Annotated in this window: 13 protein-coding genes; 7 read left to right on the top strand and 6 right to left on the bottom strand. The window is 72.7% G+C overall.

What is annotated here, in order from left to right:
- Positions 1 to 15 precede the first annotated feature (15 nt).
- A complete protein-coding gene (locus ACLQ24_RS03615; RefSeq protein WP_425888966.1) occupies positions 16 to 1,257 on the bottom strand; it encodes a glutamate-5-semialdehyde dehydrogenase in 1,242 nt (413 codons plus the stop codon).
- Between the two features lie 37 nt (positions 1,258 to 1,294).
- On the bottom strand, positions 1,295 to 2,452 hold the full coding sequence (proB, locus tag ACLQ24_RS03610) for a glutamate 5-kinase (RefSeq protein WP_425888965.1): 1,158 nt from the start codon (positions 2,450 to 2,452) through the stop codon (positions 1,295 to 1,297).
- Positions 2,453 to 2,465: 13 nt separating this feature from the next.
- Here proB and ACLQ24_RS03605 point away from each other — a divergent pair, with 13 nt between their 5' ends.
- The 3 genes from ACLQ24_RS03605 to ACLQ24_RS03595 are packed head-to-tail and all read left to right on the top strand — an operon-like array spanning position 2,466 to position 5,738.
- Positions 2,466 to 2,780, top strand: a complete 315-nt coding sequence (locus tag ACLQ24_RS03605) for an MGMT family protein (RefSeq protein ID WP_425888964.1) — start codon at positions 2,466 to 2,468, stop codon at positions 2,778 to 2,780.
- Between the two features lie 32 nt (positions 2,781 to 2,812).
- Positions 2,813 to 4,231 carry an MFS transporter gene (locus ACLQ24_RS03600; RefSeq protein ID WP_425888963.1) on the top strand — a complete coding sequence of 473 codons (1,419 nt, stop codon included), beginning with the start codon at positions 2,813 to 2,815 and terminating at the stop codon, positions 4,229 to 4,231.
- A complete protein-coding gene (locus ACLQ24_RS03595; protein WP_425889006.1) occupies positions 4,227 to 5,738 on the top strand; it encodes a pyridoxal phosphate-dependent decarboxylase family protein in 1,512 nt (503 codons plus the stop codon). The genes ACLQ24_RS03600 and ACLQ24_RS03595 overlap by 5 nt, the downstream gene beginning before the upstream one ends.
- A gap of 160 nt (positions 5,739 to 5,898) precedes the next feature.
- Here the strand turns inward: ACLQ24_RS03595 and ACLQ24_RS03590 are convergent, their stop codons facing one another.
- A complete protein-coding gene (locus tag ACLQ24_RS03590; RefSeq protein WP_425888962.1) occupies positions 5,899 to 7,104 on the bottom strand; it encodes a hypothetical protein in 1,206 nt (401 codons plus the stop codon).
- Positions 7,097 to 7,633: a SigE family RNA polymerase sigma factor gene (locus tag ACLQ24_RS03585; RefSeq protein ID WP_425888961.1), complete on the bottom strand. Its 537-nt coding sequence runs from the start codon at positions 7,631 to 7,633 to the stop codon at positions 7,097 to 7,099. The genes ACLQ24_RS03590 and ACLQ24_RS03585 overlap by 8 nt, the downstream gene beginning before the upstream one ends.
- A gap of 178 nt (positions 7,634 to 7,811) precedes the next feature.
- On the opposite strand from ACLQ24_RS03585, the gene ACLQ24_RS03580 reads away from it, so the two are divergent.
- Together ACLQ24_RS03580 and ACLQ24_RS03575 are read left to right on the top strand one after the other, a co-directional pair.
- The gene (locus tag ACLQ24_RS03580) at positions 7,812 to 8,393 is read left to right on the top strand and encodes an NADH-quinone oxidoreductase subunit B (RefSeq protein WP_425888960.1); all 582 of its coding nucleotides are present in this window, start codon (positions 7,812 to 7,814) and stop codon (positions 8,391 to 8,393) included.
- A 34-nt stretch (positions 8,394 to 8,427) separates the two neighbouring features.
- Complete coding sequence (locus ACLQ24_RS03575; RefSeq protein WP_425888959.1) at positions 8,428 to 9,744, top strand: DUF2252 domain-containing protein; 1,317 nt, start codon at positions 8,428 to 8,430, stop codon at positions 9,742 to 9,744.
- Here the strand turns inward: ACLQ24_RS03575 and ACLQ24_RS03570 are convergent, their stop codons facing one another.
- A complete protein-coding gene (locus ACLQ24_RS03570; RefSeq protein ID WP_425888958.1) occupies positions 9,745 to 10,791 on the bottom strand; it encodes a glucose 1-dehydrogenase in 1,047 nt (348 codons plus the stop codon).
- Positions 10,792 to 10,930: 139 nt separating this feature from the next.
- On the opposite strand from ACLQ24_RS03570, the gene ACLQ24_RS03565 reads away from it, so the two are divergent.
- Together ACLQ24_RS03565 and ACLQ24_RS03560 are read left to right on the top strand one after the other, a co-directional pair.
- Positions 10,931 to 11,725, top strand: a complete 795-nt coding sequence (locus tag ACLQ24_RS03565) for an NADH-quinone oxidoreductase subunit C (protein ID WP_425888957.1) — start codon at positions 10,931 to 10,933, stop codon at positions 11,723 to 11,725.
- Positions 11,725 to 12,687 (top strand): complex I subunit 1/NuoH family protein, encoded by a 963-nt coding sequence (locus tag ACLQ24_RS03560; protein ID WP_425888956.1) that lies wholly within the window; start codon positions 11,725 to 11,727, stop codon positions 12,685 to 12,687. Before ACLQ24_RS03565 ends, ACLQ24_RS03560 begins: the two co-directional genes overlap by 1 nt.
- Positions 12,688 to 12,919: 232 nt before the next feature.
- Here ACLQ24_RS03560 and ACLQ24_RS03555 read toward each other — a convergent pair whose 3' ends face one another.
- Positions 12,920 to 13,966 carry a glutathione S-transferase family protein gene (locus ACLQ24_RS03555; RefSeq protein WP_425888955.1) on the bottom strand — a complete coding sequence of 349 codons (1,047 nt, stop codon included), beginning with the start codon at positions 13,964 to 13,966 and terminating at the stop codon, positions 12,920 to 12,922.
- Positions 13,967 to 14,033 lie beyond the last annotated feature (67 nt).

The raw sequence follows: 14,033 nt of genomic DNA, 5'->3' as shown, positions 1-14,033 counted from the left end.
GCGGGCCGGTCCGCCCTACCGCAGGTGGCCGTCGCCGGTGACGACGTACTTGGTGCTGGTCAACTCGGGCAGGCCCATCGGGCCGCGGGCGTGCAGCTTCTGCGTCGAGATGCCGATCTCCGCACCGAAGCCGAACTCGCCCCCGTCGGTGAACCGGGTCGACGCGTTCACCATCACCGCCGCCGCGTCCACCCGGGCGACGAACTCGCGGGCCGCCGTCGTCGAGTCGGTGATGATCGCCTCGGTGTGCCCGGTGCCGAAGCGACGGATGTGCGCGACCGCCGCGTCCAGCGAGTCGACCACCGCCACCGAGATGTCGGCCGACAGGTATTCGGTGGCGTAGTCCTCCTCGGTGGCCGGCACCACGGCGGCGGAGTGGGTGGCCACCTCGGGGGAGCCGTGCACGGTCACGCCGGCCTCGGCGAACGCGGCCAGGATCGGCGGCAGGAACGCGTCGGCGACGTCCTTGTGCACCAGCAGCGACTCGGCGGTGTTGCAGGTGGACAGGCGTTGCGTCTTGGCGTTCAGCGTCACCGCGACGGCCTTGGCCAGGTCGGCGGCGGCGTCGACGTAGACGTGGCAGTTGCCCACCCCGGTCTCGATCACCGGCACGGTCGACTCCTCGACCACGGTGCGGATCAGCGACGCGCCACCGCGCGGGATGAGCACGTCGACCAGCCCGCGGGCGCGCATCAGCTCCTTGACCGAGTCGCGGGAGCTGGCGTCGAGGAGCTGCACCGCGTCGGCCGGCAGCCCGGCGTCGGCGACCGCGTCGCGCAGCACCGCGACCAGCGCGGCGTTGGAGTGCGCGGCCGACGACGACCCGCGCAGCAGCGCCGCGTTACCGGACTTGAGGCAGATCCCGGCGGCGTCCACCGTCACGTTGGGCCGTGCCTCGTAGATGATGCCGACCACCCCGAACGGCACCCGGATCTGGCGCAGTTCCAGCCCGTTGGGGAGGGTGGACCCGCGGACCACCTCGCCGACCGGGTCGGGCAGCGCGGCCATCTCACGCAGCGCGCCGGCGATGCCGGCCACCCGGCCCGCGTCGAGGGCGAGTCGGTCCAGCACGGCCGCGCTCAGCCCGGCTTCGCGCCCGGCCGCCAGGTCCGCCTCGTTCGCGGCGAGGATCTCCGGGGTACGCGCCACCAGCGCGTCGGCCATCGCGACCAGCGCGGCGTCCTTGACGGTACGCGTGGCCACGGCCAGCTCGGCGGCGGCATCCCGCGCCCGTCGCGCCTGCTCCACGACACTCATGCCAGCACTCCTCGGTGATGGTGGGAAGGTCCCTGGTTCACAGCAGCACGAGATCGTCGCGGTGGACGACCTCCCGTTCGTACGCCGGGCCGAGCGCCGCGGCGAGTTCGGAGGTGGAGCGGCCGAGCAGGCCGGGCAGCTCCACCGCGTCGTAGTTGACCAGGCCACGGGCTACCGGAGCGCCGGCGGCGTCGACCAGGTCCACCGGGTCGCCGGCGGTGAAGGTGCCGTCCACGGCGGTGATGCCGGCCGGCAGCAGCGACTTGCGCCGCTCGACGACGGCGGCCACCGCGCCCGGGTCCAGGTGCAGGCGGCCTCGGGGCGAGGTGGCGTGGGCCAGCCAGAACAGCCGAGCCGTCGGCCGTTGCCGCTGCGGGTGGAACAGCGTGCCGACCGGTTCGCCGGTCAGCGCCGGCGCGGCCAGGTCGGCGGAGGTGAGCACCACGGGGATGCCGAAGCCGGTGGCGATGCGGGCCGCCTCGACCTTTGTCACCATGCCGCCGGTGCCGACGCCGGACCGGCCTGCGCCGCCGATGGTGATCCCGGTGAGGTCCTCCTCGCTGCGGACCTCGGCGATCCGTACCGACTGCGGACGGGCCGGGTCGCCGGTCCAGAGCGCGTCCACGTCGGAGAGGAGCACCAGCAGGTCGGCGTGCACCAGGGCGGCCACCAGGGCGGCCAGCCGGTCGTTGTCGCCGAACCGGATCTCCTCGGTGGCGACCGTGTCGTTCTCGTTGACGATCGGCACCGCCCGCAGGTCGAGCAGTTTGCGCAGAGTGCGGTACGCGTTGCGGTAGTGCGCCCGCCGGACCACGTCGTCGACGGTGAGCAGCACCTGCCCGACGGTGCGACCGTGCCGGGCGAAGCTGGCCGCGTACCTGCCGATCAGGAGCCCTTGGCCGACGCTGGCGGCGGCCTGCTGGGTGGCCAGGTCGCGCGGACGTCGGGTGAGGCCGAGCGGCGCGAGGCCGGCGGCGATCGCGCCGGAGGAGACCAGCACGACCTCGCGTCCCTCGGCGCCGAGCCGGCCCAGGGTGTCGACGAGCGCGTCGACCCGCTCGTCGGCCAGTCCGCCGGTGGCGGTGGTCAACGAGGAGGACCCGATCTTGACGACGATCCGCCGAGCGGCCGTGACTGCGTCGCGCACCCGCCCATTCTGCGTGCTCACGCCCGTGTGGCCCGGTGGCGTTCCCATATGGTGGCCGATTGTGACTCCTGACGAGTACGTCGAGGCGGTGCTGGACCTGGTGGAGCGGATTCCGGAGGGTCGGGTGATGTCGTACGGGGCGATCGCCGACGCGCTGGCCGAACGTTCGGGTCGCTCCTCCGCGCGACTGGTGGGCACCATCATGGCCCGGCACGGTGGCTCGGTGCCCTGGCACCGGGTGGTGACCGCGGGTGGCCGGCTGCCACCGGGGCACGAGCGCGAGGCGCGGGCCCGGCTGCGGTCCGAGGGGGCGCCGTTGCGTGGCGAGGGTGTGGACGTCGCGGCGGCGGGTTGGTCGCCCGAGGAGGGGATGTGACCCCCCACAGAACGTGAGTAACATTCGGCCCCATGAACCAGCCGCCGGGTGCCGCCGGCCTTCCCGCCACCGGTCGGCTGCCCCGCCCGGTGCACGTCGGATACGCGCTCGGCTCGCTCGCCACCGGCGCGTTCGGCACCGTGCCTGGCCTGCTGCTGCTGCCGTACCTGACCGACACGCTCGGCGTCGCCGCCGGGGTGGCAGCCCTGCTGGTGCTGCTGCCGAAGGCCTGGGACGTGCTGGTGAACCCGGTCGCCGGCCGGATCTCCGACCGCACCCGGTCGCGCTGGGGCGCACGCCGTCCGTACCTGCTCGTCGCCGGTCTCGCGCTCGCCGTGCTCTTCGCGTCCATCTTCGCGGCGCCGTTCGACAACGGGCCGGCCGCCGCGACGTACGTGGCGCTCGCCTTCCTGGCCACCGCCACCGCGTTCGCCTTCTTCCAGGTGCCGTACATGGCGATGCCCGCCGAGATGACCGACGACTACGCGGAACGTACCCGGCTGATGACCTGGCGGATCGCCGCGCTGGCGCTGGCCATCCTGATCTCCGGCGCGGTCGCTCCCCTGGTGGTGACCGCCGGCGGCGAAGGCGTGCCCGGACACCGCTGGATGGGCCTGTTCGTGGCGGCGCTCATCGTCGTCGGCGCGCTCGGCGCGTTCCTCGGCACCCGGTCCGCACCCGCCGGTGTGGCCGGTGCCAGCGAGCCGACGCTGCGCGCCCAGCTCGCGGTGGCCGCCGCCAACCGGCCGTTCCGGGCACTGCTGATCTGCTTCGTGGTGCAGTCCGCGGGGGTGGCGACCATCCTCGCCGGGGTCAACTACTTCGCCGGGCAGATTCTGCGCGACGACCGGAACGGGCCGACGCTGCTCTTCGCCTGCTTCGTCGGACCGGCGCTGTTGGTGATGCCGCTCTGGGCCCGTGCCGGCGCGCGGCTGGGCAAGCGGGCCGCCCTCGTCGTCGCCGGGCTGATCCTCGCCGCCGGGGCGCTCGCCCTGGCCGCCGCCCCGGTGCTGCCCCCGGTCCTCGTGTACCTGGTGGTCGCGGTGCTCGGCGTCGGGTACGCCGGGCAGCAGGTGTTCGCGCTGGCGATGCTCCCCGACTGCATCGCGTACGACACGGCACGTACCGGCCGCCGGCAGGCGGGTGTCTTCACCGGCCTGTGGACCGCCGGGGAGACGTTCGGCCTGGCTCTCGGCCCCGGCATCTACGGCCTCGTGTTGCAGGTCTCCGGCTACGTCTCCTCCGACACCGGAACCGCCGCCGCCCAGTCCGACACCGCCAGGCTGGGCGTCCTGCTCGGTTTCACGGTCCTGCCCGCCCTGCTGGTGGGCCCCCCGATCCTGCTCCTGCGCCGCTACACCCTGACCCCCGCCGTCCTGGCCGCCGCCGCGCAGGACCCGCAGGTCGCGGTGGGGGCCGCCTCGAGAAGGGCACGACGACTTGACGATTGACGAGAACACTCTCGGGGCGGGCGCGCTGTCCCGCGACGGGGTGCCCGCGGATGTCGCGCTGGCCGAGGTCCGGCGGCTGCGCGCGGCCGACCGGCCCACCCACGGTGGGCGGCTGTTCGCCTACGTCTACGACCCGGCGGTGCCGGGGCTCGACGACCTCGCCGTCGCCGCCCACCGGGAGAGCGCCCACGTCAACGGGCTCGAACCGACCGCGTTCCCGTCCCTGCTGGCCATGGAGAACGCGCTCGTCGGCGCGGCCGGCCGGGTGCTCGGCGGTGGCCCGGGCACGACCGCGCCGGACGTCGTCGGCAGCGTCACCAGCGGCGGCACCGAGTCGCTGATCCTCGCCGTCAAGGCGGCCCGGGACGCCCACCCGGAGATCGCCGCGCCCCGGATCGTGGTGCCGTCGACCGCGCACGCCGCGTTCGCCAAGGCGGCGCACTACCTGCGGGTGGCGTTGGACCTGGTGCCGGTCTCGCGGGACACGCTGCGTCCCGAGCCCGCCGCGATGGCCGCCGCGATCGGGCCGGATACGGTACTCGTCGCCTGCTCCGCGCCCTCGTACGCGCACGGGGTGGTGGACCCGGTGGCTGAGATCGCCGCCGTGGCCGCCGAGGCCGGGGTGCGCTGCCACGTCGACGCCTGCTTCGGCGGCTGGACCCTGCCGTACCTGCGTCGGCTCGGCGCGCCGGTGCCGGCGTTCGACTTCACGGTCCCCGGCGTCACCTCCATCTCGGTCGACCTGCACAAGTACGCGTACGCGCCGAAGGGCGTGTCGGTGCTGCTGCACCGCGACGCGGCGGGACGCGCCCCGCAGTACTTCGCGTACGCCGACTGGCCCGGGTACACGATGATCAACCCGGTGATCGCGTCCACCCGATCGGGCGGGCCGATCGCCGCCGCGTACGCCACCCTGCGGCACCTCGGGGACGCCGGCTACCTGCGCCTGGCCGCCACCACCCGGGATGCGGTCGCCGGCCTGGCCGACGCGGTCCGCGCCGTCGACGGGCTGCGGCTGATGGCCGAGCCGGAGTCCACAGTGGTCTGCTTCACCGCCACCAAGGGCGGCCCCGACCTGTTCGTCCTGGTCGACGAGCTGACCGCCCGTGGCTGGCACACCCAGCCCCAGTTGTCGTACGCCGATCTGCCGGCCAGCGTGCACCTCACGGTGACCGCCTCGGTCGCGCCCCGGGTGGCCGAGTTCGGCCCGGAGCTGGTCGCCGCCGTGGCGGCGGCCCGGGCGGCCGGCCCGGTACGGTTGCCCCCGGAGTTGGCGTCCCTGGTCGGCGCCCTCACCCCCGAGGCGCTGACGCCGGAGGTGGTGGCCGGCCTGGCCGCCGGGCTGGGTCTGAACGGGGGGCCCGACGCCAGCGGTGCGGGGTCCCTGCCGGATCGGATGGCGGTCGTGAACACGCTGCTCGACGCCGCCCCGCCGGCGCTGCGCGAACGGTTGCTGGTCGAGTTCGTTGGTCTCCTGCAACGCCCCACCTGGGGTTCGGGCGAGTGAACGGCGGTGCCCCGGGCGCCGGTAACACTCCATTGCGGTGTACGCGGTTGCGGCCGGTACGGCCGCGAATCCGACAGTCGGCGCGAGGGACGCGACGGTTGGCACGCCGACACGGCCATGCCCGATGAGCGCGGCCGTGTCCCGTCCCGTTCGGATCGGCTCACCGGTAGGTGATCACCACCGTGTTGTCCGGGTCGTAGACCTCCTCCACGAAGTCGAAGCTCGCGTTCATCGGGCGTGCGTCCACGTCGGCCTTCCCCGTGCCGGCGGTGGCGCCAGCGGCGACCCGGAAGCCCAGCGTGAGCCGGACCTCCTTGCCGGCCCCGAGTTTGTTCAGGTCGCAGGTCACCGGCGATCCGGTCTTCGCCGGGTCATCGCGGCAGGCCGCCCAGCCGTCACCGTCCGGGCGGACCGCCGCCGGCAGGCCGAGCCGCAGGGCCACGTAGGTGGCGGGTCCGTTGCCCCCGTTGCGGATGCGTACGGTGATCGTGCCGGTCCGGGAGCCGTCCGGCGCGTCGGCCAGCACGAGGTTCGTGGCGGTGACGACGAGGTTGACGTCGTGCGGGTTCGGCCCGAAGCTCGTCGGCCCGGAGACCTGCGCGAAGGACCCGCCCTTGAAGCGGTAGCCCCGCCACTGTCGCTGTGACCATTCACCGGGCCAGCCACCACCGGGCGCGATGTCGCCGACCTGCACCCGCACGGTGCCGTCGTCCACCACGTCGAGGGCGATCAACCACTGCGGCTTGTCGATGCTCGCCGCGACCACCCGACCCAGTGTGACGATCCTGCCCTGCTGGTCGCGGTCGAAGGCGACCACCTGCATGGGTCCGCCGGTGCCGAGCACGCACTGCACCAGCGCCACCGCCTCCACCATGCCGTCCCCGTCGACGTCCCCCTGGTCGAACGCCAGCAGCCAGTTGGCGCCCTCGCGGTCGTCAGCGCTGAGCCGGATGCCCACCGTGGGGCATCCGGGCCCGGCTCGCCACGCGGGCAGGGTCACCGACGCGCCCAGCAGTTGGGCTCGGCTGATCTTCCCGCTCGGCGGGGTGGCCGTCGGGCTGCCGCTCGTAACGGACGGGCTGGGGGCCGGGCTCGCCGTGCCGCTCGGAGTGGGCGACGCGGAGATGGTCGGCGTGGGGTCGACCGGGCCCGGCTCGCGATCCGGGCCGCTCATCGCCGCGTACCCGACGGCGGCTCCGCCGAACAGCGCGAGCACCGTCGCGGTGGTGGTGGCCAGCCGGCGACGGCCGCGCCCGGATGCCGTCCGCCGCACGGCGGCGGGCCCGGGCACCTCGACCTCCGCCAGGACGGTACGGCGATAGTGGGCGAACTCTTCGGCGAGGCCGAGGATCTCCTGCTCAGACATCTCGCACCTCCTCGGTGGTGTCGCGCAGGTGCGTCGCGAGGGCCGCCCGGCCCCGGTGCAGCCAGGACTTGACGGTCCCCTCGGCGACCCGTTCCTCGGCGGCGATCTCGGCGACCGTCAGGTCGGCGAGGTAGTGCAGCACGACGGCCCGTCGCTGCTTCGGCGGCAACTTGGCCAGCGCGGTGTGGAGGGCGACCCGGTCGGGGCTCGGCTCGGCGACGTGTGTCTCCCGCTGCCGCAGCAGCCAGGCCTGCGCGGTCCGCAGCCGACGCCAGCGGTTGTGGCCGAGGTTCCAGGCGACGCGGCGCACCCAGGCCAGCGGATCGTCGTACCGGGCGAGCCGGCCCCAGTTGGCGTACGCCCGGCAGAAGGCCTCCTGAACCAGGTCCTGCGCCTGCCCACGATCACCGGTGTACGCGGTGAGCTGCACCACCAGTGCTCGGAAGTGGGCATGGTAGAAGTCGTCGAAGACCAGTTCGGCAGTCGCGGGGACGGGGCTTCCCGGCGGGTCGGGCGGCGGTCCGCCCACCCGTACTTCTCTCGTCACAAGCACTCGTCCTCCCCGTGGTGGCCGCAGGCGGCGTGTTCGCCAGCACCGGTCACACACTCGGCTGCGCCCGCCGGTTGCGGTCGAACCGGATGGGCTTGCCTGTCCGGTCCGTGACAAGCGGCTGTGGTTCACTGTGGGGTGAGGAGAGGGGACGTCCGTGCAGCTACCGGCAGTGCTCGGTGAGCCGATCCGGTTCGTGCTGAACTGGGGGCGCCGCTACTCGCTCTGGGTGTTCAACTTCGGCCTGGCCTGCTGCGCGATCGAGTTCATCGCCACCAGCATGGGCCGGCACGACTTCATCCGACTCGGCGTGATCCCGTTCGCCCACGGCCCTCGACAGGCCGACCTCATGGTGGTCTCCGGAACGGTGACCGACAAGATGGCCCCGGCCATCAAACGGCTCTACGACCAGATGCCCGAGCCGAAGTACGTCATCTCGTTCGGCGCCTGCTCCAACTGCGGCGGCCCCTACTGGGACTCGTACTCGGTGACCAAGGGTGTCGACCAGCTCATCCCGGTCGACGTCTACGTGCCCGGCTGCCCGCCCCGCCCGGAGGCGCTGCTGCACGGCATCCTGCGCCTGCAAGAGAAGATCGCCGCCGAGCAGTCCGGGATCGGCGGCGTGCCGCAGCGGGATCTGCTCGCCGCGCCGCTGGACGCCGCGCCCCGCGAGGCCGCCGCGCCACGCTCCGTCGACTCCCTCACCGCCCCACCCGTACGCCCACCCGCCGCGGGTTGACTGACGGTGGGCCCGTCGAGCTAGCCTGCCCACTATGAGCAGCTCAGGGGACCAGCGGTCCGCCCACATCATCGACGTGCTCAGCGCGGAGTTCGGCGCGTCGATGGCGGTCGACCCGGCGGCCTTTCGCCGCAAGTTCCGCAAGATGGCCGCCTCGCCGTTCGCCTTCTACCGGGGCAGCGCCGCCCTGTTCTACGCCGACCAGCGCGGTGACTTCGCCGACGACCGCTTCCTCGACGAGCGGACCGGCCGGGTGTGGATCCACGGTGACCTGCACGCGGAGAACTTCGGCACGTACATGAACGCCTCCGGGCAACTGGTGTTCAACGTCAACGACTTCGACGAGGCGTACGTCGGGCCGTTCACCTGGGATCTGCGGCGGTTCGTGGCCAGCGTGGCGTTGCTCGGCTACAGCAAGGCCCTCTCCGACACGGTGATCGGTGAGCTGGTCACCGGCTTCGCCCGCGCCTACCTGACCGAGCTGCGGGCGATCGCCGCCGGCGGGGACGACGCCATCGGCTCGATCACCCTGGACAACGCCGACGGGGTGCTGCGTCGGGTGCTCCAGCAGGCCCGCCTCAACACGAGGGTCGACCTGCTCGCCGCGCAGACCACCGTCGACAACTACGAGCGGCGCTTCTCCGTCGGCGAGGGCATCTTCGAGGTCGACGCCGCGACCCAGGACAAGGTGCTCGCCGCCTTCGAGGAGTACCTGGGCACCCTGCCCGCCGCCTCGGCCCGGCTGCGTCCGGGAGCCGCGCGGATCAAGGACGTCGTGCTGCGCAAGGGGGTGGGCATCGGCTCGGCAGGGCTGCCGTCGTACAACCTGCTGCTGGAGGGGCACACCCAGGCGCTGGAGAACGACGTGGTGATCTACATGAAGCAGGCGCAGGTGCCGGCGGTGGCCCGCTACAGCACCGACGAGTCGGTGGCCGGCTACTTCCAGCACCAGGGTCACCGGACCGCCGAGTCGCAGCGGGCGTTGCAGGCGCATGCCGATCCGTGGCTGGGCTTCACCGAGCTGGACGGGGCGGGCCAACTGGTCGCCGAGGTCTCCCCGTACGCCGCCGATCTGGACTGGTCCAACGTCAACGAGCCGGACGAGCTGACCGGGGTGCTGGCCGATCTCGGCCGGGCGGTGGCCCGGATGCACTCGGTCGCCGACGACGAGTCCAGCCACGACCTCGTGGACTACTCCACCGAGGAGGCGATCGTCGCGGCCGTGGACGCCGACGAGCAGGGGTTCGTCACCCACCTGGTGGACTTCGCGCACGTGTACGGGGTGCGCGCCCGGCAGGATCACCAGCTCTTCGTGGACCTGTTCCGCAACGGACGGCTACCGGGGATCTAGCTAGGAGGCGAACTCCAGCACCACTTTGATGTCGTCCGGCCCGGCGGTGTACGCGTCGGCGTACCTGTTCACCGGCACGCGCCTGGTGATCAGGGAGGAGAGCCAGACCTGATCGGCGCGGGAGAGCGCCTGAGCGGCCATGCTCCAGTGCCGGCGGTTGGCGTTCACCGAGCCGAACACCACGTTGTTCTCCAGCACCAGCGCCCGGTTCAGCGCTCCCGCGTCGAAGTCGATGCTTCGACCGCCGCTGGACACCCCGGCCAGGCAGACGATCCCGTTCGGCGCCGCCTTGCACATGACGTCGAGGACGACGCTGGGCGCGCCGGTGCACTCGATCACCACGTCCGGCTCGAAGGGCAGGTCGTTGACCGGCACCGCGTGGTAGGTGGCCCCCAGCCCGGCGACCAGCTCCGGCTTGGGCCCGTCGGTGGCCCGGTCCAGCACGTGGACGGTGAGCCCGCGCTGGGTGCCGAGCAGCGCGGCCAGCAGCCCGATCGGCCCGGCCCCGGTCACCAGGACGGTCTGCGGCTGCCACTCGGCCCGGTGCCCGATCCGTTCGATGTGGTCCCACGCCTTGGCCACCACGCTGGTCGGCTCCAACAGCACACCGACCTGGGCCAACGCCGGATCGAGAGCGACCGCGAACTGCGGCTCGATCCGCCAGCGGTCGCGGGCGAAACCGGGAAGCGCCTTGATGCCGTGCTCGGTGTACTGGCCGTTGCGGCACATGTCCCACTCGCCGACAGCGCAGTTGGGGCAGGGCACCGGGTCGGGATGCCGGACGATACCGGCCACCAGGTCGCCGGGTTGGAGTGTGCCGGTCGGGTCCTCGAGCACCCGGCCCAGCGACTCGTGCCCGATCACCAGGCGGTCCACGCCCGGCGGCGCCTCGCCGTAGGCGCCCGCGATGATCTCGTGATCGGTGCCGCAGATGCCCACGGCCAGGGCCTCGACCAGGACAGCGCCCTCCTCGGGCACCGGCTCCGGCTGGTCCTCGGTGAGGCTCAGCGAGTTGGCGACTCCGGGTTTCACCGTCACAGCGCGCACGCCCTCATCTTTCCCCATCGACGGGACCGCCGCCGGTAAAGCCGCGCAGATCACCACGGGTCCGTCGCGGACCGCGGGCGTCGCCCGGACTCCGCCTCGGCTCGACCGCCCTCATGAAACAGACCCTAGGATCAGCGGCATGACGTCAGAAGAGGTCGGCGCTCGGCTGGTCGCGTTGCTCGCGCCGGTCGAGGCGACCGCGTCGGTCTCCGGCGGGCAGCGGTTCGCCCGGGCCACCGTCGACGTACCCCCGGCGAGCTGGTCGGCCGCCGTCCGCGTCGCCCGCGACGACAGCGAGTTGGCCTGCGACTTCTTCGACTGGCTCTCGGCGGTCGACGAGTTGGCCGACGGATTCGACGTGGTCGCGCACCTCTGGTCGACCCGGCTGCGGCACGGCGTGCTGCTGCGCACCCGGGTGCCCCGCGACGCGCCCTCGGTCGCCTCGGTGGTGGACATCTACCCGGGTGCGGCCTGGCACGAGCGGGAGACCCACGAGATGTTCGGCATCGGCTTCGACGGGCACGGGGAGCTGCGACCGTTGCTGTTGCCACCGGAGTTCGAGGGCAATCCGCTGCGCAAGGAGTTCGTGCTGGCCTCCCGGGTGGCCAAGCCCTGGCCGGGCGCGAAGGAACCGGGCGAGTCGGAGGCCGGCGGTGGCCGCCGACCGATCCGCCCGCCGGGCGTGCCCGCTCCGGGTGAGTGGGGGACGACGCCGACCCCGGCCGGCGCGGGTGGCGTCGGGGAGGGGCCGCGTGGCGGTACCCCGGCCCGACCGGCCGGCGAGCGGCCAGCGCGGCCTGCGCCGGGGGCCCGTCCGGCGCGTACTCCCCGGGCTGCCGGCACCGGCGACGGCCCGGCCGGGTCCGCGCGGCCCGGACCGGTCGCGGACCCGGCGGCGAGCGACGACAGCGACGACGACGGGGGTACGCGCTGATGCCGCTCTGGGTGGAGCTGGTGCTCCGGATCGGCGCCGTGGTGGTCGCGTTCCTCACCCTGCCGTTGCTGGTGGGCCAGGCCGAGCACAAGGTGATGGCGCAGATGCAGGGCCGGCTCGGCCCGATGTACGCGGGCGGCTTCCACGGCTGGGCGCAGCTCGTGGCGGACGGTGTGAAGTTCGTGCAGAAGGAGGACATCACCCCACGCGAGGCGGACCGGGCGGTGTTCCGGCTGGCCCCCGCGGTGGCGTTGGTGCCCTACCTGCTGGTGCTGCTGGTCATCCCGCTCGGCCCGAATGACCTGGTCGGGCAACCGTTGGACATCGGCCTGTTCTTCGTGCTGGCCGTGGTCGGCATCGGTGTGGTGGCGGTGCTCATGTCGGCGTGGGCGTCGGCCAACAAGTACAGCCTGCTCGGAGGGCTGCGCGGGGCCGCCCAGCTGCTCGGCTACGAGCTGCCGCTGGTGCTGGCCGCCGCGTCGGTGGCGATGGCGGCGGGCACGCTGAGCCTGTCCGGCATCGTCGCGGCGTGGCAGCCCTGGTGGCTGCTCTGGCAGGCGCCCGCCATGATCATCTTCTTCGTCGCCGGGCTGGCCGAGATCCGCCGGCCGCCGTTCGACATGCCGGTGGCCGACTCGGAGCTGGTCTTCGGCTACATGACCGAGTACACGGGGCTGCGGTTCGCCTTCTTCCTGCTCGCCGAGTACGTCGGCATCGTGGTGATCGCGGCGCTGACCACGGTCCTGTTCCTCGGCGGCTGGCAGGGCCCGTTCGCCGACGACCAGCTCGGCTGGCTCTGGACCCTGCTCAAGATCTTCGCTGTGGCCTTCGTGATCATCTGGCTGCGGGTGTCCTACCCCCGCCTGCGCGAGGACCAGCTCCAACGCCTCTGCTGGCTGGTCCTGGTCCCCGCCTCCCTGGCCCAACTGGTCCTCACGGCGGCCGTCCGCATCGCCCTCTGACCTCGCGCGACAGTGCCCGGGCCTCGCGCGCGATCAGCCGGTGCGAGGTGGGCCGGATCGCTCAGCGCGGCGCTTCGAGGTGGTCCCGAGAGCCGCTTTCGAGCTGATGTCGTAGACGAATCGCTGCCGCCGTTGCCGCCGTTGCCGCCTCCGCCAGGCGGGAGACACCAACACCCCTGATGCCCTGATATTGCGCGGATCTTGGCGAGTAGCCCGGCGCGAGGTGGGACGCTCAGCGCAGCGGGGTGTGGGCGGGGTCTACTGGCTCTGCGGGGGGTGGGGGTGGGGTGCCGTCGCCGAAGGGGCGGCCGCCCAGGGACTCCCGGTCGTGTGGGGTCAGCCAGTTGGAAAGGTCGGGGCCGAGCGGCACGATCCCGGTCGGGTTGATGTCGCGGTGCACCTCGTAGTAGTGCCGCTTGATGTGGTCGAAGTCGATGGTGTCGCCGAAGCCGGGAGTCTGGAACAGGTCCCGGGCGTACGCCCACAGCACCGGCATCTCGCTCAGCTTCTGCCGGTTGCACTTGAAGTGCCCGTGGTAGACCGGGTCGAAGCGGACCAACGTCGTGAACAGCCGCACGTCGGCCTCGGTGATGGTGTCGCCGACCAGGTACCGCTGGTCGGTCAGCCGCTCGGTCAACCAGTCCAGCCGGTCGAACAGCCGGTGGTACGCCTTGTCGTACGCCTCCTGGCTGCCCGCGAACCCGCACCGGTACACGCCGTTGTTGACGTCCCGGAACACCACCGCGCTGACCTCGTCGATCTGCTCGCGCAGGTGCTCGGGGTAGAGCTGCGGGGCGCCCTCGCGGTGGTACGCGGTCCACTCGGTGGACAGGTCCAGGCTCATCTGCGCGAAGTCGTTGGTCACCACCTGCCCGGTCGGCACGTCCACGATCGCCGGCACGGTGATGCCGCGCTCGTAACCGGGGAAGCGCTTGAAGTACGCCTCCTGGATGCGCTCGATGCCGAGCACCGGGTCGCGCCCGTCCGGGTCGAGGTCGAAGGTCCAGCTCCGGGCGTCGTGGGTCGGGCCGGCCACCGCCATCGAGATGGCGTCCTCCAGGCCGAGCAGCCGCCGCACGATGATCAGACGGTTGGCCCACGGGCAGGCCCGGCTGACCGCCAGTCGGTACCGGCCCGGCTCCACCGGGTACCCGTCCCGCCCGTCCGCAGTGATCCGTGTGGCGATGTACCGCTGATCCCGGGTGAACTCGCTCCCCGGCTCGACGTACTTCCCGCCTGTCTCCGCCACGTCGTTACCCTCCGCTCCGGTTGCCCTCACCGCCCATCCTTGCCGAAATCGGCGGCTCCGGCTCGGCTCGGGCCAACCTCGGTCGCTGCCGGTGCTG

Source organism: Micromonospora sp. DT4, assembly GCF_049841675.1.
GTDB lineage: Bacteria > Actinomycetota > Actinomycetes > Mycobacteriales > Micromonosporaceae > Micromonospora.
This window is presented reverse-complemented; position numbering and strand designations above follow the sequence as displayed.